This window comes from Deinococcus peraridilitoris DSM 19664 (assembly GCF_000317835.1).
In the GTDB taxonomy this organism is placed as follows: domain Bacteria; phylum Deinococcota; class Deinococci; order Deinococcales; family Deinococcaceae; genus Deinococcus_A; species Deinococcus_A peraridilitoris.
Window position 1 is genome coordinate 1,140,001 of sequence record NC_019793.1, and the last position, 26,475, is coordinate 1,166,475.

27 protein-coding genes and 1 rRNA gene (1 of these 28 only partly in view) are annotated in these 26,475 nt (G+C 62.3%); 9 read left to right on the forward strand and 19 right to left on the reverse strand.

Annotation, left to right across the window (positions count from 1 at the left end):
- The 7 genes from DEIPE_RS05475 to DEIPE_RS05505 form a co-directional block, all read right to left on the reverse strand.
- Positions 1-573: ribosomal RNA gene (locus tag DEIPE_RS05475) — 23S ribosomal RNA — on the reverse strand; it reaches 2,312 nt to the left of the window's first position.
- 342 nt (positions 574-915) lie between these two features.
- The gene (locus DEIPE_RS05480; protein ID WP_015234988.1) at positions 916-1,566 is read right to left on the reverse strand and encodes a PrsW family intramembrane metalloprotease; all 651 of its coding nucleotides are present in this window, start codon (positions 1,564-1,566) and stop codon (positions 916-918) included.
- Positions 1,567-1,568: 2 nt separating this feature from the next.
- The gene (gene ruvC / locus DEIPE_RS05485) at positions 1,569-2,066 is read right to left on the reverse strand and encodes a crossover junction endodeoxyribonuclease RuvC (RefSeq protein WP_015234989.1); all 498 of its coding nucleotides are present in this window, start codon (positions 2,064-2,066) and stop codon (positions 1,569-1,571) included.
- A gap of 92 nt (positions 2,067-2,158) precedes the next feature.
- Complete coding sequence (gene opp4C / locus DEIPE_RS05490) at positions 2,159-3,091, reverse strand: oligopeptide ABC transporter permease (protein WP_015234990.1); 933 nt, start codon at positions 3,089-3,091, stop codon at positions 2,159-2,161.
- A 22-nt stretch (positions 3,092-3,113) separates the two neighbouring features.
- Positions 3,114-4,106: an ABC transporter permease gene (locus tag DEIPE_RS05495; RefSeq protein WP_015234991.1), complete on the reverse strand. Its 993-nt coding sequence runs from the start codon at positions 4,104-4,106 to the stop codon at positions 3,114-3,116.
- A 129-nt stretch (positions 4,107-4,235) separates the two neighbouring features.
- Positions 4,236-6,026 carry a peptide ABC transporter substrate-binding protein gene (locus DEIPE_RS05500; RefSeq protein WP_015234992.1) on the reverse strand — a complete coding sequence of 597 codons (1,791 nt, stop codon included), beginning with the start codon at positions 6,024-6,026 and terminating at the stop codon, positions 4,236-4,238.
- A 243-nt stretch (positions 6,027-6,269) separates the two neighbouring features.
- A complete protein-coding gene (locus DEIPE_RS05505) occupies positions 6,270-6,668 on the reverse strand; it encodes a HesB/IscA family protein (RefSeq protein ID WP_015234993.1) in 399 nt (132 codons plus the stop codon).
- Positions 6,669-6,891: 223 nt separating this feature from the next.
- On the opposite strand from DEIPE_RS05505, the gene DEIPE_RS05510 reads away from it, so the two are divergent.
- The gene (locus tag DEIPE_RS05510) at positions 6,892-8,127 is read left to right on the forward strand and encodes a M24 family metallopeptidase (RefSeq protein WP_015234994.1); all 1,236 of its coding nucleotides are present in this window, start codon (positions 6,892-6,894) and stop codon (positions 8,125-8,127) included.
- Between the two features lie 180 nt (positions 8,128-8,307).
- Here DEIPE_RS05510 and DEIPE_RS05515 read toward each other — a convergent pair whose 3' ends face one another.
- The 5 genes from DEIPE_RS05515 to mutY all read right to left on the reverse strand — a co-directional run bounded on the left by DEIPE_RS05515 (position 8,308) and on the right by mutY (position 13,716).
- The gene (locus DEIPE_RS05515) at positions 8,308-9,528 is read right to left on the reverse strand and encodes a 2,3-bisphosphoglycerate-independent phosphoglycerate mutase (protein WP_015234995.1); all 1,221 of its coding nucleotides are present in this window, start codon (positions 9,526-9,528) and stop codon (positions 8,308-8,310) included.
- A 236-nt stretch (positions 9,529-9,764) separates the two neighbouring features.
- Complete coding sequence (trmH, locus tag DEIPE_RS05520; RefSeq protein WP_015234996.1) at positions 9,765-10,421, reverse strand: tRNA (guanosine(18)-2'-O)-methyltransferase TrmH; 657 nt, start codon at positions 10,419-10,421, stop codon at positions 9,765-9,767.
- A gap of 75 nt (positions 10,422-10,496) precedes the next feature.
- The gene (locus DEIPE_RS05525; protein WP_015234997.1) at positions 10,497-11,708 is read right to left on the reverse strand and encodes an HRDC domain-containing protein; all 1,212 of its coding nucleotides are present in this window, start codon (positions 11,706-11,708) and stop codon (positions 10,497-10,499) included.
- Between the two features lie 66 nt (positions 11,709-11,774).
- Positions 11,775-12,593 (reverse strand): isoprenyl transferase, encoded by an 819-nt coding sequence (locus tag DEIPE_RS05530; protein WP_157448770.1) that lies wholly within the window; start codon positions 12,591-12,593, stop codon positions 11,775-11,777.
- Positions 12,594-12,690: 97 nt separating this feature from the next.
- Positions 12,691-13,716 (reverse strand): A/G-specific adenine glycosylase, encoded by a 1,026-nt coding sequence (mutY, locus tag DEIPE_RS05535; RefSeq protein WP_015234999.1) that lies wholly within the window; start codon positions 13,714-13,716, stop codon positions 12,691-12,693.
- Positions 13,717-13,828: 112 nt separating this feature from the next.
- Here mutY and DEIPE_RS05540 point away from each other — a divergent pair, with 112 nt between their 5' ends.
- Together DEIPE_RS05540 and DEIPE_RS05545 are read left to right on the forward strand one after the other, a co-directional pair.
- The gene (locus DEIPE_RS05540; protein WP_052326767.1) at positions 13,829-14,503 is read left to right on the forward strand and encodes a DUF2270 domain-containing protein; all 675 of its coding nucleotides are present in this window, start codon (positions 13,829-13,831) and stop codon (positions 14,501-14,503) included.
- 115 nt (positions 14,504-14,618) lie between these two features.
- Entirely contained in the window at positions 14,619-15,080 is a 462-nt protein-coding gene (locus DEIPE_RS05545; protein WP_015235001.1) for a flavin reductase family protein, read from the forward strand.
- 152 nt (positions 15,081-15,232) lie between these two features.
- On the opposite strand, the gene DEIPE_RS05550 is transcribed toward DEIPE_RS05545, so the two are convergent.
- The 4 genes from DEIPE_RS05550 to DEIPE_RS05560 form a co-directional block, all read right to left on the reverse strand.
- Positions 15,233-15,967, reverse strand: a complete 735-nt coding sequence (locus tag DEIPE_RS05550) for an SIR2 family NAD-dependent protein deacylase (RefSeq protein WP_015235002.1) — start codon at positions 15,965-15,967, stop codon at positions 15,233-15,235.
- A 63-nt stretch (positions 15,968-16,030) separates the two neighbouring features.
- Complete coding sequence (locus DEIPE_RS05555; protein ID WP_015235003.1) at positions 16,031-16,525, reverse strand: thioredoxin-like domain-containing protein; 495 nt, start codon at positions 16,523-16,525, stop codon at positions 16,031-16,033.
- A 3-nt stretch (positions 16,526-16,528) separates the two neighbouring features.
- The gene (locus DEIPE_RS23785) at positions 16,529-16,783 is read right to left on the reverse strand and encodes a hypothetical protein (protein ID WP_157448771.1); all 255 of its coding nucleotides are present in this window, start codon (positions 16,781-16,783) and stop codon (positions 16,529-16,531) included.
- 107 nt (positions 16,784-16,890) lie between these two features.
- The gene (locus DEIPE_RS05560; protein WP_015235004.1) at positions 16,891-17,103 is read right to left on the reverse strand and encodes a hypothetical protein; all 213 of its coding nucleotides are present in this window, start codon (positions 17,101-17,103) and stop codon (positions 16,891-16,893) included.
- A gap of 278 nt (positions 17,104-17,381) precedes the next feature.
- On the opposite strand from DEIPE_RS05560, the gene DEIPE_RS05565 reads away from it, so the two are divergent.
- From DEIPE_RS05565 to DEIPE_RS05575, 3 genes are all read left to right on the forward strand, one after another.
- Positions 17,382-18,821 (forward strand): sigma 54-interacting transcriptional regulator, encoded by a 1,440-nt coding sequence (locus DEIPE_RS05565; protein ID WP_015235005.1) that lies wholly within the window; start codon positions 17,382-17,384, stop codon positions 18,819-18,821.
- Between the two features lie 76 nt (positions 18,822-18,897).
- Positions 18,898-19,371 (forward strand): hypothetical protein, encoded by a 474-nt coding sequence (locus tag DEIPE_RS05570; RefSeq protein WP_015235006.1) that lies wholly within the window; start codon positions 18,898-18,900, stop codon positions 19,369-19,371.
- A 27-nt stretch (positions 19,372-19,398) separates the two neighbouring features.
- Positions 19,399-20,613 carry a vWA domain-containing protein gene (locus tag DEIPE_RS05575; protein WP_015235007.1) on the forward strand — a complete coding sequence of 405 codons (1,215 nt, stop codon included), beginning with the start codon at positions 19,399-19,401 and terminating at the stop codon, positions 20,611-20,613.
- Positions 20,614-20,670: 57 nt separating this feature from the next.
- Here DEIPE_RS05575 and DEIPE_RS05580 read toward each other — a convergent pair whose 3' ends face one another.
- Positions 20,671-20,994, reverse strand: a complete 324-nt coding sequence (locus tag DEIPE_RS05580) for a hypothetical protein (RefSeq protein ID WP_015235008.1) — start codon at positions 20,992-20,994, stop codon at positions 20,671-20,673.
- A gap of 118 nt (positions 20,995-21,112) precedes the next feature.
- Positions 21,113-21,934 (reverse strand): GGDEF domain-containing protein, encoded by an 822-nt coding sequence (locus DEIPE_RS22015; RefSeq protein ID WP_015235009.1) that lies wholly within the window; start codon positions 21,932-21,934, stop codon positions 21,113-21,115.
- A 298-nt stretch (positions 21,935-22,232) separates the two neighbouring features.
- Between DEIPE_RS22015 and DEIPE_RS05590 the strand changes: the two genes are divergently transcribed.
- Positions 22,233-22,898: a response regulator transcription factor gene (locus DEIPE_RS05590; RefSeq protein ID WP_015235010.1), complete on the forward strand. Its 666-nt coding sequence runs from the start codon at positions 22,233-22,235 to the stop codon at positions 22,896-22,898.
- Positions 22,899-22,968: 70 nt separating this feature from the next.
- Here DEIPE_RS05590 and DEIPE_RS05595 read toward each other — a convergent pair whose 3' ends face one another.
- Positions 22,969-24,984 (reverse strand): phosphodiester glycosidase family protein, encoded by a 2,016-nt coding sequence (locus DEIPE_RS05595; protein WP_015235011.1) that lies wholly within the window; start codon positions 24,982-24,984, stop codon positions 22,969-22,971.
- Between the two features lie 201 nt (positions 24,985-25,185).
- Here DEIPE_RS05595 and mglB point away from each other — a divergent pair, with 201 nt between their 5' ends.
- Positions 25,186-25,671: a GTPase-activating protein MglB gene (gene mglB, locus DEIPE_RS05600; RefSeq protein ID WP_015235013.1), complete on the forward strand. Its 486-nt coding sequence runs from the start codon at positions 25,186-25,188 to the stop codon at positions 25,669-25,671.
- A gap of 71 nt (positions 25,672-25,742) precedes the next feature.
- Positions 25,743-26,336, forward strand: coding sequence for a GTPase MglA (gene mglA / locus DEIPE_RS05605; protein WP_015235014.1), 594 nt, complete (start codon positions 25,743-25,745; stop codon positions 26,334-26,336).
- The last annotated feature ends 139 nt before the right edge of the window (positions 26,337-26,475 follow it).

A 26,475-nucleotide genomic window follows, 5' to 3' on the forward strand; every position in this document is an offset into this window, starting at 1 on the left:
ACAACCCACTTGCGGGGCCGTGACTGCTTGTAAGTCCACGGTTTCAGGTTCTCTTTCACTCCCCTCCCGGGGTTCTTTTCACCGTTCCCTCACGGTACTATGCGCTATCGGTCACTGGGAGTATTTAGCCTTGCCCGGTGGTCCGGGCAGTTTCAGTCAACATTCCACGAATATCAACCTACTCAGGTAAGAACTACTAGCCTCCAACTTTCCTCTACAGGACTGTCACCCTCTTCGGTCCACCCTTCCAGGTGGTTCGAGTAGCTGTTGGCTTCGATCTCGTTCTCCCTACAACCCCAATTGACAAGTCAACTGGTTTAGGCTCTTCCGCGTTCGCTCGCCGCTACTACCGGAATCGATGTCTCTTTCTTCTCCTTCAGGTACTGAGATGTTTCAGTTCCCTGAGTTCCCTCTCCTTGCGGAGTACTGCGTGTTCACACGCAGTGGGTTCCCCCATTCGGACATCCACGGATCAATGCTTGCTTCCAACTCCCCGTGGCTTTTCGCAGGTCGCAACGTCCTTCTTCGGCTCCAGTGCCAGGGCATCCACCGTGGACCCTTTCCATCTTGACCTCTTCATCGGTCATTTCTTTCGTTGAATCCCTCTCGGAATCCAACCTCACGCTCGCGCGTGCCACTCGTGTTGTCATGCTCCACGTCCTCTCTCAAGGACCGCCTCCTGCGAGGCTCAAAAAGAATAGGTGAAGTCTCTCGTGTTGTCAAGCGCTCCTCCTGGGGTTCTTGTCCACCGAGCTGTTCCCGAGAATTGATGCCGTCCAGGACGACAAAAGTCGATAACCACGCCCAATAATGTCAACACTGACAAACCCCACCCCAGTGTCCCGATTTAGGCAAAAGACCCGGGCAACTTCCACTCGAAGCAAATCTGAAAAGCGGGCCCTGCGCCAGCCACGGTCAGATTCGGTCGAGCCCGCTCTCCTGACGCTTCCTTCCCGACACATACAGTGTGTGTGCCAGAACATACATGGCCAGCAGAGTGAGCCCTAACACCGGGAGTTGCCACCAGTTAGCTGCCCCACTCAAGAGACCATTGAACACCACATGCAACGTGGCACTTGCCAGCAGACCTCGCGTACGCCACCAGCGTCCACCGCCAAAGCGGACCCGTGCCAGTCCATATCCGAGAGGAGCGCTGAACAGCGCATGGGCCAGGGCGGTCAGCAACGCCCGTAAAAGCGCGACCTCAATGCCAAACTGCACGGCGTACGCCAGATTCTCAAACAAGGCAAAACCCAGCGCGGCAGTTACGGCGTAAATCAGTCCATCCATCGGCTCGTCGAATTCGCGTTCGCGCGCGGCGGTACTGGCCGCCAGCAGCTTGGTTGCTTCCTCGATCAACGCGATCAGCAGCAGGGTGACCACCGGCCCCGGGACGCCTCGCACACTGAGTTCGAGCAATGCCGACAGCAGCCAGGCGAGACCACCGTAAGCGAAGGTCCGCAGTAGCAGCCGCGGCGGCTCGGGGTGCGCGTCACGTCGCACGAAAAACCACAGCCAGAAGACCGTCGGCAGCACGGTCAGCCCCAGCAGCACAACCACTTCCATGTTTACCGGCGTGACGTGGCGAGCGCGCGCTGCATCGGTTGCTGCGCCAGGTGGGTCAGCGCCAACGCCAGTGCGTCGGAAGCGTGTGACGAGCCTACCTCGCGCAGTCCCAGCGACGCCTTGACCATATACGTGATCTGGGTTTTGTCAGCACGACCATGACCCACGAGGGTCTGCTTGACCTGCATGGGACCATACGCATAGATGGGCACGTCCGCCTGGGCGCAAGCCAATTGCACAACACCAACGGCCTGTCCGACCTTGAAGGCCACGTCAGCCTGCTTGCGCAGGTACTGGTCTTCGATGGCCACCGCCTGCGGGGCGAACACTTCGAGCAACCGGGTGAGCTCGGTATGCAGGTACAGCAGTCGCTTGGGCAGCAGCCAGGCCGATTCGGTATAGATGCACACGTGGTGCAGGTGACGGGCTTTGCGCGCGTCACCTTCCACAATGCCGATTCCCAGGTTGGCAAGGCCGGGATCGATGCCAAGCACGATCATCACGGTCAGGATAGCAGGGCGTGAGCCGCTGAAAAGCAGAAAAGAAGCCAGAGGAAAAACCTCTGACTTCTGCGGGAACTGGGTCCGGGATCTTACAGGCGGCTGCGTGGATCGAGGGCGTCACGCAGCCCGTCCCCCAGAAAATTGAAGGCCAGGCAGGTGAGCAGGATCATCAGGCCCGGATAAAAGGTGAGCCAGGGGCTGGAGAACACCGCTTCCTGCGCGCCAGAGAGCATGTTGCCCCACGAGGAGACCGGAGGCTGAATACCGAAGCCCAGAAACGACAGTCCAGCCTCGACCAGAATGGCGGCACCGACATCCAAGGTGGTCTGCACGATAATGATCGCCACCGTGTTCGGCACGAGGTGGCGGAACATGATCCGACTGTTCTTGGCACCCAGTGCGCGGGCAGCATCGACATACTCGAGGTTCTTGAGCTTGAGGATCTCTCCACGCACCAGGCGGGCAGTGCCCATCCAGCCCAGCAGGGCCAGCACGACGATCACGATGAACACGCTGGCACTTTCGCGGTAGGTGTTGCGGAAGGCCACAATCGGCTCGGCGTCGCTGACCGCCAGAATACTGGCAATTACCAGCAGCAGCGGAAAGGTCGGAATGGACTGCATGAACTCGATAAAGCGGCTGATAATGACGTCGACCCAGCCTCCGAAGAAGCCGGCGAGAACGCCCATCAGCGTGCCGATAAAAATGCCCAGGAACGCCACCGAGAAACCGACCGCCAGGCTGATGCGGCTACCGTAGATGATGCGTGAGAACACATCGCGCCCGAGGTCATCGGTGCCGAACCAGTGGGAGGCGCTCGGGGGCTCGTATGGACGCAGGTTGTTGGGGTCGAACTGGAAAGGATTTTGTGGCGCGATCCACGGAGCAAACAGGGCCATCAGCACCAGCAGTACGATGACCACCAGGCTGGCCATGGCCAGTTTGTGACGGCGAAAACGGCGCATGGCGATCGACCAGGTGGACTGACCGCTGGATCGTTTGGGAACGGCAGTTGTTGTCATGGGTACCTCGTCGGGCTGGTCCTCAGGAATAGCGAATGCGCGGATCGACGATGGCGTAGGCCAGGTCGGTGATCAGGGTAAAGACCACCGTCATCAGCGCCAGAAAGGTGAGCGCGGCCATCACGATGTTGTAGTCCTTGGCCACCAGCGCATCGAAGATGGCCCGGCCCATGCCCGGCCAAATGAACACCGTCTCGGTGAGGGTCGCGCCGCCCAGCAGACCGGGAATCGAGAGGCCGAGAATGGTCACGATGGGAATCACGGCGTTGCGCAGCGCGTGCTTGTAGGTCACCACCCGCTGGCTCAGGCCTTTGGCGCGGGCCGTGCGCACATAATCCTGATTGATGACCTCCAGCATGCTGGCGCGCATGAAGCGTGTCCAGGCTGCCACCTGAATAAAGCCGAGCGCAAACACCGGCAGAATCAGATACTTGAGCCGGTCGAGTGCCTCGATCCAGAAACCCGAGCCTTCGATGCCCACCGTCTCGATCCCACCGGCCGGCAGCGAGATCGCTCCGCCCGTTGCGGTGGGCAGGACGACGGCGAACAGATAGATCAGCATGATGCCCAGCCAGAACACCGGCACGCTGAAGCCGATAAAGCTCATGAACGTTAGGAAGTAGTCTGCGCTGCTGTACTGACGCAGGGCCGAGAAAATTCCCAGCGGGATGGCCACACAGATCGACACCAGAAACGCCACACCCGACAGCAGCAGGGTATTGGGCAAACGCTGCTCGAACAGGAACTGTGTGACCGGCTGGTTGAGGACCTGAGAATAACCAAGGTCCCCGGTCACGGCCCGCGTCAGCCAGGCCCAGTAGCGTTTGTAGATCGGCTGATCGAGACCATACGACGCCCGCAGACGGGCGATGTCTTCGGCTGTCGTCTGCGGATTGAAACGGAACTGGTCGATGGGATCGCCAGGCTGCAGCGCTGTCAGGGTAAAAATAACCAGGCTGATCAGCAGCAGCAGCGGAATCATCTGTAAAAGTCGCCGCACGATGTAAATCGACATGGAAAATGGTCCCTTTCTTGCGGGGAAGTCTCGGCAACATCCACCGATGCTCTGAGAGCTGCCTTAAATATAAGCGGAGGGCCGTGGCCCCCCGCATCATTTAACTTCTGTGCACGGTCAATTCAGCGCTCAGCGCTGCACGTTCACTTCACGGGCGCCGTTCTGCGACCAGCCGATCTGGTAAGCATTCCAGCTGGGGTACAGGTTCGAAGCCGAGAAGGTGTAGTTCACGAGCCCGGTCGCCTTGGTGTACGGGTTAGCACGGTTGTACAGGGGAATGGTGGGAATCTCTTCCGCCCAGATCGTCTGCATGCGGTCAAAGAACGTCTTGCGGGGCGCTGCCTCAAAGGCCTGCAGGGCCTGTTTGTAGAGACCGTTGAACTCGGCGTTGTTCCAGCCACCAATATTCTGGCCCGCGTACCCGTTGGCAGAGGTGGGGATGTTGGGGTCTCCATTCTGCGTCTCGGCCGAATACAGGTTGCCAGTTTCCAGCGCCGGATCCTGCACCCAGGCGAACATGAACATGTCCCAACGGCCTTCGCTGGCCCGCTGAATGAAGTCTTCCGAGAAGACCACCGAGGCAGGCTGGTTGGCGACCTGCACGTCCACGCCGACAGCCTTCCACTGCGCGATCAGGATCTGCTGGACGCGCTCGCGGATGCGGTTACCGGCAGTGGTGGTGAAGTTGATCTGGAACTTCTTGCCGTCCTTCTGCAGGATGCCGTCAGAGCCCGGGGTCCAGCCGGCTGCAGCGAAGAGTTGCTTGGCACGGTCGGGGTTGTAGGGGTACTTTTGTACGTCCTGCTTGTAGAGCGAGCTCAGCGTGCTCACAAAGCTGTGGCTGACCGGCTGCTTGCCCTGATAGAGCTGCTGCACGAGAGAATCACGGTTGATGGACATCAGCAGGGCCTGGCGAATGCGCTTGTCGTCGAGGTTCAGGTCCTTGACTTTCTGGACGTTCGCGAACTTGTTGATGTCGATGTGCTCCCACACACCGCCCGGTACGAAGAAGGTCTTGAAGCGGTTGCCTTCCGACTTCTGGAGTTCCAGGCCCTGATCGAAGGTGACGCCGACAGTGGCCAGCGCATCGATCTGACCGGACAGCACGTTCACGCGCAGGGTGTTGGTATCGCCGATGAAGCGGAAGATGACCTGCTGCGCGTAGTTCTTCTCATCACCCGGCGGCTTGCGCCAGTAGTTCGGATTGCGCACGAGGGTCATGCTGGAACCTGCCCGCCAGGCGGTCAGGCGGAAAGCCCCGCTCGACACCTTGGGCAGACCGGTGGCCGTAGTGTGGCGACCGAGAAACTGCTGCCAGCGCTCGTTGATCTCTTTCCCCTGGCTCTTGGCGTCCATCTGCGCCGTGGCGGTCTTGAAAGCGTTCCAGTCGGCCTGCATGATGTGGGCCGGGGCGTATCCGGGGCCGACCTGATCGGCGAAGAGGTAGGCGGGGGTGAAGGTGACGGTAAAGGTCTTGTCGTTGACGCGCGTGATCTTGGCGGTGTTCCAGGGTTCGCGGGTCGGCACCGGCACACGCTCGTCGTTTTGCACTTCCAGCCAGAACTGAAAGTCGCGCACGGTGATCTGCGTTCCGTCGGACCAGCGCGCGTTGGGCCGAATGCGGTAGGTAACCGAGTTGCTGGTCACCCGGTTTCCCTGGCGGGTGGTCTTGATGTCCCCGTTTGCAGCCGTCGGAACACGCTCGGCCAGGTCGGCGACCAGCTGGCCTGCGTCGTTTTTGACGGTCAGGCTGGATGTGGTGTACCCGTTGATTTCCGAAGAAATGGCGAGGTTGTTGGTGCTCCAGTAGTCCTGAATGGCAGGAGGCTCCTGGGACGCGCCAATGATCACGTTGTTCTGGCGGGGACCAGCCAGCGCCACGCCGAGCATAAGGGCCGAAAGGGCTACGATTTTTCTCATAGGACTCCTTTTGAGTGCCAAAACCGAAGGGGCAAAGACCGGCCAAAGATAAAATTGCCTCCCTGGGTTCGTTGTTCGGGCACCAAGTACCGATACCGCTGGTACTCTCGCCAGCTTGAGTTTCTGACACCGCCATTATAGGTAGGCCAAATGGCGTGTCAACGTCAGCTAAATGAGAAGTTAACCTAGACAAATGGAAAAGCGCTTGACCGGGCTGGTCAAGCGCTTTGAAAAACTCTGAATTCAGGCGTGTGAACTGCCGCAACCGCCGCTTCCCTCACCTGCCGGAGCGTTCGCGCCGTCCGTACGGAAGCTATGACCACAGCCACAGGCCGAAGTGGCTTTGGGATTGTTGACCGTAAAGCCGCCGCCCATCATGTTCTCGAGGAAGTCGACCTCGCTGCCTTCCAGGAAGGGCAGGCTCATGCGGTCGACGAGCAGCTTGACACCCTTGTCATACACGATCACGTCACCTTCGAGTTCGCGGTCGTCGATGGCCATGCCGTACTGGTAACCGCTGCAGCCGCCGCTTTTTACGAAGACGCGCACACCCGCTTCGCTCTTGCCGCTGCTTTTCAGAATCTCCTGCGCTTTTTGCGCACCGAAGTCACTGATGCTGATTGCGTTCGTTGCCTGCGTCATGTCTGAAGGGTAGCACTGCGCTTCTGACGAGAAGGTGCCCCATCACATAAACTGGACAAGTTCACTCGGCTTTAGGTTGTGCGTTTTATGGCAAGCCACTGCGCCCTTCACGCCACCTCCAGCCATTCCAGCTTGTGGCTGACGCACCTGTCAGGTCGAAGAACATCCAACAAGTCCTTTGACCACCGGGTTCGGATGCGCGATGCCCGCCCTATGCTGAGGTATGCACAACGCACTTGGGCGAATTCGTGAAGAACTGCTTACCACCGACCTCGACGGCTGGCTGATCTATGATTTTCGGGGCAGTAACCCGCTGGCCCGCACCCTGCTGGGCCTTCCCGAGCGGGCACACCTCACCCGGCGTTACTTCGTATGGGTACCCCGCCGGGGGGCGGCGCTGGTGCTGCACCACCGGATCGAGGAAAGTGCCTGGAACACCATCAGTCAGGGCAGCGCACGTCTGGAGCCTTACAGCTCGCACCAGGAACTGGACGCGGCCCTGCAGCGCCTGCTCGCCCATGATGGATTACCCCTCCGGATTGCGATGGAATACAGTCCGCGCGGCGACGTTCCATACGTTTCCTTTGTGGACGCCGGTACGCTCGAGCGCGTCCGGGCCACCGGAGCAGAGATCGTCAGCAGCGCCGACCTGCTGCAGGCCTTTCTGAAATGGACCAGCGACGACCTTGCTGCCCACCAGCGCGCCGTCTCCGTACTGATGCGCGCCAAGGACGCTGCCTTCCAGCTGATTCACGAACGCCTGCTCACAGGAGAGGCCGTCACCGAGCTCGACGTGCAGACGGTCATCATGCAGCAGATTCAGGCCGGAAAATTGATCACCGACCATCCGGCCATCGTGGGCTTTGGCGAAAATGCTGCCAATCCGCACTACGCGCCGGACGAGGCCAACAACGCCACGCTGAGCTTCGGCCAGTGCGTCCTGATCGACTTGTGGGGGCAGGAAAGCGGCCGGCCGCACGCAGATGTCACCTGGATGGCGCACGCGGGACCCATGGGCGAGGAGTTCATGCTCGCCTGGACTGCCGTGGCTGACGCCCGCGACCTGGCTTTGCAAAAGCTCTCGCAGGAATGGGGAGAGCTGCAGGGCTGGCAGATCGACCGCGCGGCCCGGCAGCTTCTCGAAGAGCGCGGCTTTGGTTCGCACTTCACCCACCGCCTGGGACACAACCTGGGCGAGGCGCTGCATGGACCGGGTGCCAACCTCGACGACCTGGAGACGCACGATACGCGCCGCCTGACCGGCGGGCTGGCCGTGACCGTCGAACCCGGCGTCTATCCCAAAGAGCGCGGCTATGGCATCCGCTCGGAAGTCAATGTCTACTTCGCTGACCAGGGCCCGCAGGTCACCACCCCGATCCAGCGGGCGCCATACGTGCTGGGCCTTGGTCGCTGGGAAGACGTTCAGCGGGAAGCCCTGCACAAAGGCACCTCAGCATGAAATGCCCGGCGGCGGCGGTAAGGCATGCGAAGACCTCAAAGACAAGCTGAGTCATGAGGGGCACGTCCCTCCTGCGTGATGAACGCATAAAAACGAGGCAGGAACGGTAACCGTTCCTGCCTCGTTTTTAAACCGATACGACGCTGTTGGGCTTTGAAGAAGACCTCAGCGCCAACGGTGTTACGCGCCGTACTTTTGCAGTTTCAGGGCGTTGGCCATCAGGAGTGGCATGACGTCGGTGCCGCGCCGCAGGCCCAGCGAGCCTTTCTGGGCCTCTTCCTCGGTGTAGCGTACCGCAAGATCCTTGCGGCCCCAGTCGCTCTTGATCAGCAGCGGCACCGGATGCCAGCTGTGGGTCAGCAGCGTGCTGGGAGTGCTGTGATCGCCCACCAGTGCCAGCACGTCAGGGCCCAGTTCCAGAATCTGCGGCAGCAGTTCGTCGAAAAGCTCGATCTTGTGGACTTTCTCCTCGAAATCACCATCTTCGCCGGTCGAATCGGTTTTCTTGATGTGCAGGTAGAAGAAATCGTAACGGTCCCAATGGTCGCGCAAGGTCTGCACTTTCTCCTGCAGAGCGTCTTCCTCGCCTGGCACGTCCAGCACGTCCATGCCGACCAGCGACGCCAGACCTTTGTACATCGGGTAAGAAGCGATGCAGGCCGAGCGCAGGCGGAAGACCTCGGGGAAGTTCGGAAAGTGCGGCACGTCGCTGTAACCACGAAACAGCACGCCGTTGATCTGCGCTTCATCCCGCAGGACGTCTTCGGCGCGTGCCACGAAGGCGTTCACGAGGTTGGCAGTGCGCTCGGAGACGTTGTCGTTTCCGCGCGCCGTCAAGGGCGGCACGCCCGTGGCCTGCGGATCCACGTCGGACACGTTGGCACCGAGCGGAGTGCCCGCCGAGCGGAAGACCACCACGAAGCGGTGCTCGCTCTCGGTGTAGATCTCGACTTTGGTACCGTCGAGTTCGCTGATGGCCGCGCCCAGCTTGCCCACCACCCGCACGTTCTCCTCGTTGCTGGGTCGGCCCGCACGGCGGTCCTCGATGACCCGCCCGGCCGCCAGGGTCGCAAAGTTCCCCCGCACGGCCACATCACCCGCCGCGAGCTTCACGCCGATGCCCACTGCCGACAGCGCGCCCCGTCCGACGGTGTAATGCAGGGGATCGTAACCGAACAGGCTCAGGTGACCCGGGCCGCTGCCAGGGGTGATGCCCGCGCCGACCAGTTCGACCTGACCCAGTTGCGACTCACGCGCCAGCGCGTCGAGGTTGGGCGTCCTGGCGGACGCGAGTTCCGTCTCACCGTTGACTTCTCGTGGCAGGCCACCCACTCCATCGAGCACTACCATCACGATCTTACTCGGGCTCTCCTTGGCCAATTCACGAATGACATCCAGCATCAATATCCTCCAGTGGTCGCGCGTGGCGCGGGGAATGAATTCAGAAGTACGGTGGGGGCGTGCCGGGGCGCCGGCACGCCAGAAACCAGCGCGTTCCGTCCACGAGTGTAATAGAGCGGAACGCCGCCTACGCCTGCCCGGTCCCGACAACTTCGAACAGCGTGCCAGCGCTGCAGGGCAAGCGAGTCCTGCTGCGGTGCACAGGAACGACAGGATTCGGACCGTTCGCCCGGTCCTCAGCGCTCCTGGATCACCGGTTGTCCATCCTCGTTCAGGCTTGGGTAGCGTTCGCCGCGCTCCCGGAAGCGCGGCGCCAGCTCCGGGTAGGCCCACTCGAACAGCAGCTCCTCGTAGCGTTCATCGGAAAGCTGGCGCCGCGCGTACATTCCCCCCTGCAGGCGCTGGCGCTGCGCTTCGAAGAGGATGGTGGCCGCCGCGACGGACACGTTGAGGCTCTGCACCATTCCCAGCATCGGAATGACGATGTTGTGATCGCTCGCGTCTGCCGCCGCCTGTGTCACGCCCCACTTCTCGGCGCCCAGCAGAATGCAGGTGGGACGGGTGTAGTCGAGCTCACGGTAGTCAAGGGCACGCGCCGAAAGGTGAGTGGCAAGCACCTGCACTCCCCTCTCCTGCAGCTGGGCGATGGCGTCCAACGCGGACACATGCCGCTGAACGCTCACCCACTTTTCGGCACTGCCGCTCGTGGCGTTGTAGGTGGGCAGCCCGCCACGAGGAACCACCGCGTGTACTTCCAGCACACCCACGGCGTCACACGAACGCAGAATCGCACTGAAGTTGTGGGGTTTGTGAACTTCTTCCATCAGGACCGTCAGGCTGGGCTGACGGTGATCGAGGACGCGTTTGATTTTTTCGAGCCGTTCCGGCGTCATAAGCCTCACCGTTTTAGCGCAAAAGCAAAGAAAAGGCGCGCTTCGGACCGGCGCGCCTGTTCGCGAGGACGCGCTCTACTTCCCGAGACCACGCGTCATGTTGAGAATGCGCTCGGCATACTTGCGCACCCGCTCCGGACCCATACCCTTCACCTGACGCAGTTCGGCTTCATTCTGGGGCGCGTGGCGGGCAATTTCAGCCAGGGTCGCGTTGGAGGCCACAATGAAGCGCGACACCTCCTGACGGCGGGCCTCGGCGTTGCGCCACTCGCGCAGTCGCTCGAAGGCCGCCAGCTGTTCTTCGCTCAGCCCTGCTGTGGGATCGCCCTCCCCCGACCCGGGCGCTTGCGGCAAATCTGGCGCGAGGGGGCCTTCGGGCTGGGGTTCGGCGTGAAGCGCAGTCGCCTCGTCTTGCACGTCGTCAACGTCGGCCGCCTCGCCGGGCACGGCGGGCACTTCTGGGGCCTGTGCTGCCGCGTCCGCTTCCAGATCGTCGGCCACCACGGCGAGCGCCACATCACCGGTCAGATCACTCCACAAATCTTCGATGTCTTCCAGGCCAATCGACAGCAGCGTTTCGCCCTCCGTGTCTCGCCGCGCCGATACTACCCCGCCCAGCGCCGCCTGCGCGGAGAACAGGCCAGTAGAGGGCATGGTCTGCGATACCAGCATCAGGGCGCCGCTTACCAGCGACGCCCGTTTACCCAGACGTTCGGCCAGTTGCTCCGCGGTGCGTTGCTGCCGCTCCCGGCGGGCTCCCAGGCTGGCAAGGTCGCGGCGCAGCAAGGTTTCGGCCAGGGCCGGCACTCCTGTACCGCTCAAGGCGGGCACTTCACCGATACCGAGCAGCGCTGCAAAGGTCACGTCCCCGTGGCCGCTCAGGGCGCCCGCATCACGGTACGCCGCCAGGGACACGCCACTGGCAAATACACCGCTGCCCGGCGCGTACGTCACGTCGGCAATCAGCCGCGCCTCGGCTTTTCGGGCCCGCTTGACGGCGCGCTCGTCCGGCTGGAAGGTCCACACCAGGGACTCACGCCAATCGGCGTCGAAGGCGCCGAGCTCGAAACCGGCCGCACGGGCCGCCACGCCACGCAGCGGCACACGCGGATCGATGCGCAAGGTGGCGCCGCCGGACAGCGAAGCGAGCGCAGAAAGCAGCGCCGCCTCGTCAGGGAACAACAGCGCCCAGTCCGCGCCTTCCAGCGCGGCCAGCAGGTCGGCAAACGGCGTATGGTCCGCGGGATGCGCCGCCCGGGCAAGACGCGTATCGAATGTGTGGTTCATGCTTTCTCCTTGAATGACGAGGCGAAACGGTCCTGACCGACCTGACCGTGCACCGGCAAGCGCGACTTACTTGCCGAAGCGTCGATCGCGCTCCTGAAAGCTGCGCAACGCCCGCAGGAAGTCCACTTTACGAAAGCCCGGCCAGTTGACGTCGCAAAAATAGTATTCGCTGTACGCGGCCTGCCACAGCAAAAAGCCCGACAGGCGCACTTCGCCCGACGTGCGGATAATGAAATCGGGATCGGGAGCGCCAGCGGTGTACAGGTTGGCACCGATGTCATCCACCGTGAGCGAGGCGGCGAGTTCACCCAGCGACGCGCCCTCGGCGGCCTTGGCACGCAACAGGCGCCGGACGGACTCGGCAATTTCCTCGCGGCCTCCATAACCGATGGCGATGTTGAGCACCAGGCCGTCGTAGCCTTCGGTGGCGCGCTCCAGATCCAGCAGGTTCTGGCGCACGCCTTCGGGAAAGTCTTCCAGATCCCCGATCATCTTGATCCGCACCCGGTTTTTGTGAATGCGTGGATCGTGAATCATCTTGGCGGCTTCCCCGGCGAAGAGCTCCAGCAAATGAGCGACCTCACCCGCGTCGCGGCCCTTGTTGTCCGTCGAGAAGACCCACAGGGTGATGTGCGGAATGCCCAGCTCCAGACACCATTCCAGCACCTCGTAGGCTTTGTGGGCCCCCAGGGTGTGCCCGAGGTTTCTGGCCATTCCGGCCGCGCGCGCAAAGCGGCGGTTGCCGTCGAGAATCAGGCCGATGTGCTGCGGCAGACGCGAGGCAGAGCGCACCTTGCGCTCCAGGCGGCCTCCGTACAGCCAGTACAGCGGCCTGGAGAACGCGCCCGCGGCGCGCAGCCAAAGCGGAAGTCGGGGTGCGGTCACGGGCCCCAGTGTAGAGGCTGCGCGCGCTGCTGATACCGACTCGGGCAAACGGGGCGCCGCTGAACCTGGAGTGTCGGGAATACTCACGCTGGAAACCTCACATTTCAAACAATGCCGTCTGAGCCTGACGCGTCAGTGAGAGCGCTTTGTGGTCCAGCCGCGAAAGGGCGTGGGCCTGGATGGCCTGACGGGGCAGATCGGCTTGCGCTTCGTAGACACGCAAGGTCACCTGCCGGTGCGTCATGGTGTGCGACACCGTTCCCAGCAGTCGGGCGTGGCGCGCACCCAGCCGACCCAACAGCCGTTCCAGCGCGCCCTGTTCGTCACCATCCTCGACAGGTTCTGTGGGCAGACCGGACAGCCCGCCCAGCAGGCCGCCTTGACGGATTTCCAGGTACGCCGCGTGCGCGTCGCCGATCAAAAGGGCCACGGCAGGCCACGCCTGCACTGGCGCGCGTCTTTTGGGCGTCGGGAAGTCCCCCGGACGGCCGCTCTTTCGCGCCTGGCAGAAGGAACTCAACGGGCACACTCCACAACGCGGACTTTTCGGCGTGCAGACGGTCGCGCCCAGATCCATCAGCGCCTCGTTCCAGCGCCCCGGATCCGCGCGAAAAAGCAGCTCGTCGGCCCGGGCCTGGACCCAGAGCTCGCCGGGCTCCTTTTCAGCGTGAAGCCGTGACAGTACCCGCCGGACGTTTCCGTCGTTCACCGCGCGCTCTTCACCGTACGCGATGCTGGTGATGGCAGCGGCAGTATAAGGCCCGATTCCCGGCAAGGCGAGCCACTCCTCATAATTTTGGGGAAACCCGTCGCGCACCACGACCTGCGCCGCGCGGTGAAGGTGACGCGCCCGGGCGTAATACCCGCACCCCTCCCAGGCCTTGAGCACCGCCTCAATGGGAGCTGTCGCCAGCGCTGCCACATCCGGGAACGCCGTGAGAAAACGCTCGAAGTACACTTTGCCGCGCACCACCTGCGTCTGCTGCAACAGCACTTCAGATACCCACACCCGGTACGGATCTCTCCGACCTGGCGACGCCGCACGCCACGGCAAATCGCGTGCGTGTTCGTCGAACCAGGCCAGCAGGGCCTGGGGCAGGAAGAGAAATGGGTCAGAAGTCATGCCGCGGGCAGTATAGTAAACCCACCGCGGCGCGACTGTGCTGCTTCGCCAGCCCGGCGGGGAGTCCGGCATGTATCCCCGCGTTTCACGCGTCTGTCCCACCCTGCAAACCATGACAAGCGAACCCAAACTCCCCCGCACGCTGGAAATGCCCGCCATCACCGAGGCGAGCTATTCAACCAACGCGGCCAACAGCCTGATTCACCTGTACCGGGCAGAAGTGGGACGCATGACGGCGTATCGGGGCCGACTGGACACCACCACCAACTGGGCCATCGTGACCACGGCGGGTCTCACGTCGTTCGGGCTGGGCAACCGCGAAAACAGCCACGCCATCTTTCTTTTCGCGATGTTTATGAATTACTTTTTTCTGCACCTGGAGGCGCGGCGCTTCCGGACTTTCGAAATCACCCATCACCGGGTACGGATCATGGAGCGCTTCTTTTATCCGGCCATGCTGGGCGAGAAAGTCGACGCGGGCTGGCATCAGCTGCTCTTGGGCGAGCTGGCCAAACCGCGCAGTCCCATTCCACGCCTGGACGCGGTGGGCTGGCGGCTGCGGCGCAATTACCTGTGGATTTACGCGGCAGTGGTGATCGCCTGGATGGCCAAACTCGATTTGATGCGCGACCCGGGCGCACGGCCCACCTTCGCGGGATTTCTTGAACTGGCCTCGATCGGCAACCTGCCGGGTTTCATCGTCGCAACCGCGGTGCTGACGTTCTATGTGTTTCTGATCCGCCTGGCCATTCGCGCCACCCGTCAGTATCCGCTCGAACAGGACTGAACGACGCCCGTCAGGACAGTTAGCGAATGGTCGTTGTGGCCCCGCACATTTCGGGCAGCTGGTTGTGTGTCGACGGCTGATGGCCGATGGCCGGTGGCTTCGGTACACTCCTGTCATGCCAATTCCTGCGCATGAGTTTCGCCAGACGCTGGGACGCTGGGCGAGCGGCGTGACCATTGTGACCGTTTCGCACGGCACCGAAGTGCATGGCATGACTGCCAGTGCCTTTCTGTCCGTTTCCCTCGACCCGCCGCTGATTCTGGTGGCCATCGACCGGGGCGCGCACATGCACGGCGCCCTCGAAGAAGCGGACCGCTTCGGGGTCAGCATTCTTTCCAACACCCAGCGGGAGCTGAGCAACCACTTCGCGCGCCGCGGAGGAGAAATGGAAGTGCCCTGGGTGGATTTCGAAGGCTTGCCTCTCATCGGCGGAGCGATCGCGCAACTGGTGTGCCGCCGCACCGAACGTCACGCGGGCGGTGATCACACGCTGTTCGTGGGCGAAGTCGAATACAGCCGGTATACCGACGACGATCCGCTGGTGTACTTTCGCGGTCAGTACCACGAGCTCGGTTGAACTGCACGGAGGACGCCCAGGTGTCTACCGCTTCAGTTCTACCGTTCTGGAAACAGCACGCAGAACTCCAGAACCCAGCGGCAACACGCTTCCCTACTTGCCTCCGCTCGCCCCGCGTTTTGGGAGAACACCAAAACTCAAGTAGGAGCTACTCAAGTGTCCTGCTCCATCAAGGCTTGCATTCCGGCAACCGCACCGAGGCGCAGTGAAGTATCGGTATACGGTGTCAGCGGCGTGGCGTCGGGTCCCAGTTCGATCAGGTAAGCACCACGTGACTTGGCCAGGCGGCCCAGACTCGCGGCCGGTTCGACCACACTGCTCGTTCCGATCACCAGTGCCACCTCGGCCGATTCGAAGGCCTGCCAGGACCGCTTCAGGTCATCTTCGAGCAGCATTTCACCGAACCACACCACATTGGGCCGCGCCCGCGCGCCGCAGCGCTGGCAGTGCGCGGGAGGCGAAAAATCACGCGGCGCGGGCAGCGATTGGATGAGGGCGCAACGTTCGCAGCGCGCGGTGTTCAAATTGCCGTGCAATTCGATCAGCCGTTTGCTTCCCGCGCGGCCGTGCAGACCGTCCACGTTCTGGGTGACCAGCAAAAACGCCTCACTCACGCGGCGTTCCAGTTCCACGAGCGCCCGGTGGGCAGCGTTCGGTTCAGCCTGCATGCAGGCGCGGTACCGCTCGGCGTACCAGTTCCACACGAACAACGGATCGCGCGCGTACGCTGCGGGCGAAGCCAGCTCTTCGGGCGTAAAGCGCGCCCACAGGCCGGTCTGTGCGTCACGGAAAGTCGGAATGCCGCTTTCGGCTGAAATCCCCGCACCGGTCAGCACGGCCACCCGGGAAGCGCGGCCCAGTGCGCGGCGGGCTTGGGACAATGACATACCGAGATTATGACGACAGGCCGGTCATTTGCAGGACCAGCCTGTCACCTTTACGGGTGGCGCTTACAGCGTGTCGCCCATGCCACCCGAGCAGGACGCGCCACGCTCCGGCGCCTGAGAGCCACTTTCGTAGGCTTCCAGGAAGCGCTCCAGGCGTTTGTCATCGGCGTTCTCCACGCTCAGCTGCCGATTCCAGGCGCTGACCACTACCGGGCTGGGCAGGTTGGGGTAAGGAGAGAGCAGGGTGTGACCGCGCCCGTCCACCAGGGCCTTGAGCTTGTCCACTTCAGCGGACGGCAGGTCAGGGCGGTACGTTATCCACACTGCACCGTGTTCGAGGCTGTGCACGGCATATTCGTTGGCGATGGGCTGGTCATAGACGCCGCAGTTCTGCCACACCGGATTGTGCAGGCCTCCCACCGGTGGAGTTTCGGTGTAATCGATTCGCCCCTGCTGATGCTGCGAGCCCTGATAGTTGAAGGTCTTTTCGCCTTCGATCTTGCCTCCACCGCAGGAAGCAAGCACAAAGACCAGACCGATGAGCCAGACATTTTTCATGCACTACAGGCTAACATCCTGCCGCGTTCGAGGCGAGGAGCTTCGTCCTTCGGGCCGCCACCCACCACGAATCCGCACCAGGATGCACCAGCACGACCACACCAGCAGCGGCACACCCGTAGACCAGGCCATGACCGGACCGAAGGCCAGTCCTGAAGGCAACCAACCGAGCGCATGCCCCACGGAGAGCAGCCAGCAGCAGGCCAGCATGCCGATGAGCAGCCAGGACGTGAGCCTGCGAGACACGAAGTGGTACATACGTGCAGGTTCACACCCGGCGGTGAAGCGCACAGGATGTCGGTCCTAAGACTCCTAGAGGGCGAGTTGACCTGGTCTTCAAAAATGATGTTGCGCCACAGAGAAGCTCAGGTGCGTCGGGAAAGAAAGATGCGGATCACGGTCAGGATCAGGGCCCAGCCCAGGGAGGGAATCACCTCGACTGCCGCCGAGGTCGCCAAGTCGCCGCGCGAGTCGGCGTAACCGAGCCAGCCAAAATAGCGGATCAGGGTGAACACGACGAAAATCACGACGAAACTGCGCAGGAAATCAAGCGCGAAGTGTCGCCAGTCAGGCTTCATACCGGTCAGCGTAGCCGTGCAAACCTGTGAAGTGGGTGAGGCGCCCCTGTGGTTCGTTGAAGCCCTGAGCCCAGGCACGAAGCGCACGGCACCCTCTCTTAACACACAGTCCCGCCTGGAAACTGCATGCTAGCGTTTCTACAGCATTCCGCCGGTTTTCAGCTTCACACGCAGACTCAGCGGCAAATTCACAGTGCCGTTTCCATTTTCAGTTTTGCACCCGCTCAAGCAACCTTCAACGCGAAACCCACATCCAACTGATTTGCTTCGGAGGATTCATGCCGCAACCCAGCACCCTCGCCGAACTTCTCCAACTGCCCGAGTACCAGGGGCGTTCCCCGTTCGACGGTCAAGTCCGCTCGGTCCAGGACGAAGTGCGTGCCAACCTCGTGCGCAAGATCCGCGCGGGCGAGACGCTCTTCCCGGGCATCGTGGGCTTCGAGGAGACCGTCATTCCCCAGCTGACCAACGCGCTGCTGGCACGTCAGAACTTCATTCTGCTGGGACTGCGCGGTCAGGCCAAGAGCCGCATCCTGCGCCAGATCACCGACCTGCTCGACGTGCGCGTGCCGGCCATCGACGGCAACGAAATGAACGACGATCCGCTCAATCCCATCTCAGCCGAGGGACGCGCGATGCTCGAAGCGCACGGACTGGAGACACCCATCCGCTGGATCGAGCGCGCTGAGCGCTATGTCGAGAAGCTCGCCACGCCCGACGTGACGGTCGCCGACCTGATCGGCGACGTGGACCCCATCAAGGCCGCGCGTCTGGGAACCGCCCTGGGTGACGTGCGCAGCATGCATTTCGGGCTGTTGCCGCGCGCCAACCGCGGAATATTCGCGGTCAACGAACTGGCCGACCTGGCGCCCAAGGTGCAGGTGGCGCTCTTTAACATCCTGCAGGAAGGCGACGTGCAGATCAAAGGCTATCCGGTGCGTCTGGAACTCGATGTGATGCTGGTTTTCAGCGCCAACCCCGAGGACTACACCGCGCGTGGCAAGATCGTCACGCCGCTCAAGGACCGCATCGGCAGCGAGATCCGCACGCATTACCCCAAGACGGTCGACCTGGGCATGGACATCACCGCGCAGGAAGCTTACCGTGAGGAGAGCGTGCGCGTGCCGACTTTCGTGGCCGAGCTGATCGAGGAAATCGCTTTCCAGGCCCGCGAGGACAACCGGGTGGACAAACTCTCCGGCGTCAGTCAGCGTCTGCCGATCTCCCTGATGGAGATCTCGTGTGCCAACGCCGAGCAGCGCGCACTGCGTACAGGTGACGAAACCGTGACGCGCATCGCCGACATCTACGCGGGTCTGCCCGCCATCACCGGCAAGATGGAGCTGGAGTACGAAGGTGAGCTCAAGGGCGCCGAGAACGTCGCGCGCGAAATCATCCGCAAGGCAGCCGGCGCCGTCTTTGCCCGCCGTTACGCCTCAGTGGACACTGAAGAGATCGAGAAGTGGTTCGAGGGCGGACAGGTCTTTCGTGTACCCCAGCAGGGGGACGCGGGCGCAGCCCTCAACGAGATTCGCCGCGTGCCGGGCCTTTACCAGTTCGCCGCCGAAATGGCCGAAGGCAGCAGTGACGCCCAGCGCCTCGCTGCCGCCGAGTTCATCCTGGAAGGCCTGTATGGTCGCAAGAAGCTCTCACGCGCCGAGGAATCCTACGCCGCGCCCGAGAAAGAAACGGTCAAGCGCGGCGGACGCTGGAACTGAAGTGGTGTGAAAGGACCGAGCTTGCCTTCTTCAACCTTCGAGCCGCAGGCCAGTTCAAAATTGCAGGGAGGTGCAGATGAAGACAGTACGAGTGGCTTGCGTGGCGTTGGCCATGGTGTTGGCAGGGTGCGGAACTCAAGCGGCAACTGACGGCGCTCCGCCCGTCTGTACTCCTGTGATCACGCCGCCCAGCCTGGAAGTCTACGCGCCCACCGAGCCGGGCGGCAATACGGCGACCTACGTGGTGACGGCGCCGAGCACGCTTGTCGTGAAGTCGGACGGCGCATATGGCAATTCTGGGTGCGCGACACAGTTTGTTCAGTCCCTCAGTCTGGTCGTCGGCGATGACCTGGCGTTGACCGAAACGCGGACCGTCAAGAGCGTGACAGAAGCACGCGAGCATCCGTTCATGTTCTCCTTGCCGTTGGAGCCTGGAAAGGCCGGTATTCCCACTTCCGGCGAAGTCTTGCTCAGGCTCCGCCTGCAAAGCCAGCAATTCGGTCAGTTCGACTCCCTGCCAGAGGCCACGGTAAAGGTCATCGTTCGCTAGCTGCCCAAAGGGGCAGGAAGGACAACCATGTCCAAAACAACGCGCTACAGCAAATTCGAAGGTGAACTCGAGTCGCTCGAGTCGGCCGAGCTGATGAGCATGATTCAGGAAGCGTTGCTGGGCCAGGGCATGAACGACCCCTACGACCCTGATCCCGACGCGCGCCCCAGCATGGACGACCTGTTCGACGCCATTCTGCAGTCCCTGGTGGACCGCGGCATGGTGCCTGACGAGATGCTCGAAGAAGCCATGAACGCCGACGACATTCAGGAAACCCGCCTGGGGCAGCAGATTCAGCGCTTGATGGACAAGTTGCAGATGGACGGCTTTATTCGCAAGGAATTCGATGAGGAAGAGGGTTCCGGGGGTGGCGCGGGGGAAAGCGGTGAAGCGCGCTTCCAGCTCACCGACAAATCCATCGACTTTCTGGGCTACAACAGCCTGCGCGACCTGATGGGTGGTCTCGGGCGCAGCAGCGCCGGTAATCACGACACCCGTGACTACGCGAGTGGCATCGACGTGACCGGCGAACTCAAGAACTACGAATTCGGTGACACCCTCAACCTCGACACCACTGCCACGCTCTCGAACGTCATTTCCAAGGGTTTCGAGAACATGGAGCAGAGTGACCTGGTCGTCCGGCAGGCCGAGTACAGCTCCAGCGCCGCGACGGTGGTGCTGCTCGACTGCTCGCACAGCATGATCCTGTACGGCGAGGACCGCTTCACGCCGGCCAAGCAGGTGGCGCTGGCGCTCGCACACCTGATTCGCACCAGCTATCCGGGCGATACCCTGAAATTCGTGCTGTTTCACGACAGCGCCGAGGAAGTGCCGTTAGGGAAACTGGCGCAGGCGCAGATCGGCCCGTACCACACCAATACCGCGGGCGGCCTGCGGCTGGCGCAGCAGCTGCTCAAACGCGAAAACAAGGACATGAAGCAGATCGTGATGATCACCGACGGCAAACCGAGCGCCCTCACGCTGCCCGACGGACGCATCTACAAAAATGCTTACGGTCTCGATCCTTATGTGCTGGGCGCTACTTTGCGTGAAGTCGCCAACTGCCGACGCAGCGGCATCCAGATCAACACCTTCATGCTGGCCCGCGACGCCGAACTGATCGGCTTCGTGCGGCGCGTGACCGAAATGACCAAAGGCAAGGCATACTTCACCACGCCGCACAATATCGGGCAATACGTGCTGATGGACTATATGAAGGGCAAAACCAAAGTCGTCAATTGACGAACTGACAGAAACGGCAGCCTGAGAACAAAAGTGAAGCGGTGAATTTCCCCCGCTTCACTTTTTTCGTTTTGCCTCTGAATCCGTGGTACTTTCCACTCCTCGCCAGGTCGAATCATAGGCTTCGACAAACTCGAACAGGTTCTTGGCTGCCGCGAACACATAGTCAAAAGCCTGCGCGAGGTCAGTGCTGCGAATCTTGACGACACCGTGCTTGTTGACCAGGACTTCCAGCACGAAACCGGGAGGCAGGTCGTGCAACGGATCGGCAGGCGCGTGTGTCGCTTCTACCAGACAGCGGTGATCCTGCAGCCAGCGAAGCTGTTCCTGTTGTGCCTTGGAGAGCAGATCAACCCAGTGGCTTTCCTCGGTCCGGTCCATGCTTCACGCTAGATGCCTCGTCGAAAAAATCGATGATATGCGCTTCAGGACTTCACAAGACGTCAACGTTCCCTCAAGACTGCGGCCCGGCAGGCCGAGCGCCGCTTTGCAGGCAACCTCAGCCCCGCACGAGGTTGCGCCCGGCCTGTTTCGCTTCGAGCAGCTTCTCCTCGGCGAGTGCCAGCATGCCCTCGTGTCCGGTCGAGGGCAGATCGCTACATACCCCCACGCTGAGGGTCACCCGCAGACCCGGGCGCACCATCGACCAGTTGTACTGTTCGACGGCCTGACGGAAACGCTCGGCCGTGTGATCGACCTCGCCTGCCCCGATTCCGGGCAACATCAGGGCAAATTCCTCGCCGCCATAGCGCGCCAGCAGGTCCTTGGAACGGCACTGCTCACGCAGCACCTGCGCCACACGGCGCAGCACCTCGTCGCCCACCGCGTAGGAAAAGGCCTCGTTGACCCGCCGAAAATCGTCGAGATCGAGCAAGGCCACGCTGAGAGGGTAGTTCAGCCGGCGGGCCCGCCGGAAGGACAGCGCCAGTGTCTCGCAGAACGCGCGGCGGCTGGCCAGACCGGTCAACAGGTCCTCCTGCGTACTGCGCGCGAGCTGATCGGCCTGGACGTGAAGCTGGCGGGTCAGGTCGTCATACAGCAGTTGGGCGGACGCCAGATGCGAAAGCGCCCGGCGCAGATCGTCGTCCGTTGCCTCACCGGGCACAATCGGCAGACCAAGCGCTGTCAGAAGCAGCAAGCAGCGGGCTGCGCGCAATTCGTCACCTGCTTGCGTCGCGAGCATGTAAGCTTCGCGGCCCAACTGGGCCGCCCGTACCCGGTCGCATTCACCCAAGCGAGCCACGGCTTCCTGCAGCGCATCGATCCGGTCGATGCCCGTCAGGGCCAGCAGGTGCGCGTCTCGCGCGGCAGTCTCAGACATGTTCAGCACTTCCTCTTCCTGCAGACAGCATGCAACAGCGATTCTCACAATCTTCTTACGGCAATGTCGACAACCGCTCGCCTGACGGACAGGCTGCAGCCCCGTTCCTTGAGCTGGACTTCACAACCCAAGGCTCCGGACTGCCCCTGATGTGAAAAACTTCGATTTACCGGTGAAAATTCCGCGCCCGGACGACTCGTTCAGTTATCCGGGCAACAAGAAAGCGATCTTAATCCATCGTTAGCTTGGTTACCAAGTGAACAGTAGGTAACGCCCAGGCGGTGCTTTCCTGAACTAAATGAGCAAACGCAAAGTACTTATTGTCGAAGACGATCCGGATATCGCCCGTTTTGTGCGTTCCGATCTGGAGGATGCCGGTTACGAAGTAATGCACGCCGCCGACGCCATGACGGGCCTGGTGACCGTGCGTGAGCAGGCACCCGACCTGATCCTGCTCGATCTGGGTCTGCCTGACTTCGATGGCACCGAAGTGCTCGCACGCGTCCGGCGCACCTCGACCCTGCCGATCATCGTGATGACCGCCCGCGACACGGCCGATGAGAAAGTCAGCCTGCTCGAAGACGGCGCCGACGACTATGTGGTCAAGCCCTTCGATTCGCGCGAGCTGATCGCCCGCATCGGGGTTCAGCTGCGTCAGCACGGCGGGGCTCCGATCGAGGTCAACGGCATGGAGCTGAACTTGCAGCAACGCCTGGTCAAGTACAACGGCCAGGAAGTGCGCCTGTCTCCCACCGAATTCAATCTGCTGGCGCTGCTCGCCCGTCAACCGGGCCGCGTGTACTCGCGCGAAGAAATCGAGCGCGAGGTATGGGAAGGCCGCCTGCCCGCCAACAGCAACGTGGTGGACGTGCACATGGCCAACTTGCGCGGCAAGTTCCGCGACCTCGACGGCTACGGCATCATCCGCACCGTGCGTGGCATCGGCTACGCCCTGCGTTCCTGAACCTTTCAAGAAAGGGGCCGAAGGCAAATGCCTTCGGCCCCTTTCTTTTCGGGTGACTTGTGCCCCGGTGCTACTTGCCACTTCCCAGCGTGGCCGTCACCTTGGGTACGAACACGATGGCATTGGGGACCGGCCGGCTCCATACGGTATTGAAGTACCCGCCCGCCACGTACACGGTCGCACTCGAACCGCTGTCCAGACGCAGCGCCCGGCTGACGCCGACCCCGACCAGCGCACGCGCGAATTCCTCGGGCGTGCCGTTGTCGAAGTAAGCGATGGTCGGCTGACCGGCATACATCGCAAACGCCACCTGCCGGGTGGGCCGCCAGACGCTGGTCTTGACATCAAAGCCCTCCCGCAGGGCGTCGAGCGCGTACTGGCCGCCTTCGACCAGCAGCGGCCCGGCGGACAGCGCCTCGCGCACGCCATCCCAGCCGGGAGCGGCCCAGTTGAGGACCAGCTGCAGCGGAGCGCCCGCGCCTTGCGGAAGCTGCGGAAAGCGGACCGGATCGAAGGTCACGCTGATCTGACCGGCAGGTGGAATGCTGGGGCCGCTCAGCGCGCGTGTCACACTGGCACCGTCGAGATACAGCGTGATGAAACCCGGTCCGCCCACGCCCGTGCGACCGTCGCCGACAAACGCCGTCACCCAGTTCGGGTGTGGCTGCGGACGTACGGTGTTCACCGTCAGGGTTCCCCAGCCACCGGCCAGGATATACCGTGGCCGTGGAAAGCCGAACAGCACGCCCTCGTCGGTGAAGCCGAGGGTGGCACGCCGCTCCAGGCTGGAGTTGAGCATCAAGCCCCCTTGCGCCACCAGATCGACCGGAAAACTGGTCTTGGGGTCGAAGTAACCCCCGTTCACACCGGCCACGCCCCCGGCCCGCTTGACCAGGTCGAACACGCTGGCCGACGCGCCAACCCCTGCCGTGACGATTTTAGGGGTGAAATGACTGGAATCGAAGCTCAGCAACTGCAGCTTGCCGATCTGCCGGTGGGCGGCGCCGGGCGGCAGGGCTTCCAGGTCGGGAGGTGGGGTGACACTCGGGTCGAGGTTGGTGACCGTGTCGATCACCACCCGGTAGGGATTGTCCAGCGTGAAGACTTTGCTGAGGCCTCCATCACCGGTTTCGAGGCGTACGGTCAGCTGGCCTGCTGCGCGCGTGAGCGTCAGGGTATCGCCCGACTGCAGCTTCTGACCAAGTGGCGCGGGGGTCACCAGTGGCAGGGCAGGGACGGCGGAAGGCGAAAGCGCCCCGGTCGTCAGGGGCGCCGTGACCGCAGGTACGGCAGGCAGCGCGGGAACCACGGGCAAAAAGCCCGCGCGGGCGAGCAGGTCAGCTTCGGCCGTCACGGCAGGAAAGGTCAGCGTCAGCCCGCGCTTGTCCTGCGATAACTGGTAGGGAGCATTGCCGCTCAGTTCCAGCACCACCCGCTGGGTCTCCTGAGCGCGTCTGAGGGTGCGGCTGCTGCGCACCAGCGTCAGCTGCGCGGTGGGGGCGGCAGCAGGTGGTGTCTGCACTCCGGCGCCGGAAATCGGGGGGGTGGGAGCAGGAAGCGTGGGCACGGCCGGCAGTGGGGCGGGAGTAACACGCACAGGGGCCGCCGGAACCACGGGAGAAGTTACGGGAAGGGACGGTGGGGGTGTCACGGTCACGGCGGGAGCAGGTGCGGGCGCGACGGACAAGGGCGCTCCCTGCGCCACGGGGGTCAGCGCGAAATCGAGGATTTCAGGAGCGTCACCCAGGATTGTCACGCCCAGCGCGCGCAGCACGCCCAGCGAAACGTGAACCGAACCGCCTACCAGTTCGGGCGCGCCCAGGACGGCAAGTCTCTGTCCGTTTTCCGTCCAGCCGCTTGCCGCCGTGAAGCGCAGCTCACGGTTTTGCAGCGCAAGTCGGACATCATCGGCCTGATTGAGCGTGGTGATTCCCAGACGCGGGAGAAACCACACCGGCAGCCCTTCTGCTCCACTGGGCATGGTTTTGGTTTCGATGCGCGGGCTGGTGAGGACACCGCCGATGGCGACCGGGCGCGCCGAGGCGGCGCTCAACGCCAACAAGGCCAGCAGGGCAAGACGGCGCACTTCAGACCCCCGGCGTGATCCACGACAGATCGAGGCAGCGAAGATGAAGGAGAGCAATGCTCGAAATTAAAGTGGACATGCACTGGCAGTGTAAAAAACAACGCCTGACAAAGAATGAGAACATGAAGATAGAAGCGAAGGCGGCGCATATCGTCCAGCTGTGACAACTTTGCAAGAGTCCGCCGCTAAACTGAAAAAGACATGATTGAGCCTTCACTCGCCCTTTATGGGGAAGCATTTGACCAGGTCGAGAACCTGCTGTCCGATCTGCTGGGCGCCACTGGCGTTCGCTATTGCCTGCTCGTGGACCGCAAGGGCTTCGTACTCTCGCACAAGGAAGCGCTGTGGGCGCCCCGGCCACCGGCCCTCGATTCGGTTGCGACGCTGGTGGCCGGCAACGCCGCCGCGACCAGTGCATTGGCGAGCATGCTGGGCGAACGTACCTTCAGCGAGCAGATTCACCAAGGCGAAAAAGGTGTGCTCTACGTCGAGTCGATCATCGACAAGGCGCTGCTGGTCCTGATCTTCGACTCCAGCGTCCCACTCGGCAAGGTCAAGCTGTACGCCAAGAAGACCATCACGTTGCTCTCGGAAGTGCTGCTGCAGGTCGGTGACGCTCCCAAAATCGAGTTCAACCAGGGCTTCTCGGATGACGCGGGCGCGCTGCTCGACGATCTCTTCGGCTGAATTCTCGTTCCCTTCATCCGCTCGGAATATCCGGCCACCTCGACTTTCACAAGTCGCCTCAGGAGTGACGCATGAGCACCATCAACTTCGCCGCCCGCGAAATCAACTGCAAGATCGTCTACTACGGTCCCGGCATGTCCGGCAAAACCACCAATCTCAAGCACGTCTTCAGCAAGGTTCCCGAGTCGCTGCGCGGTGACATGGTCTCGCTGGCGACCGAAGACGAGCGCACGCTGTTCTTCGACTTTCTGCCGCTCGACCTCGGCAGCGTGCAAGGCTTCAAGACGCGCTTTCACCTCTACACTGTGCCGGGGCAAGTTTTTTACAACGCCAGCCGCAAGCTGATTCTGCGTGGCGTGGATGGCATCGTGTTCGTCGCCGACAGTGCCCCCAACCGCCTGCGCGCCAACGCCGAGAGCATGCGCAATTTGCGCGAAAATCTGGTCGAGCACGGCATCAGCCTCAAGGAAGTGCCGCTGATTCTGCAGGTCAACAAGCGTGACCTGCCCGACGCGCTGCCGCTGTCGATGATTCGCGCGGTGCTCGATCCCAAAGGAGAACTGCCCGTGTTCGAGTCCTGCGCTGACAAGGGTACGGGCGTCTTCGAAAGCCTCAAGGCGGTCTCGAAGCTGGTGCTCGAACGCCTGTCTCAGCCGACAAGCTGACTCCCGCCGAACAGACGGCCCACCCGCGGGTGGGCCATCTGTCTGTGCCTTCGAGCAACGCTCGCGGCCATCTTCGAGGCTACAGGAGAACGTGGATCGGCGTTTGCGCGGGCGAGGCTGGATCAAACGGGCCGCACGT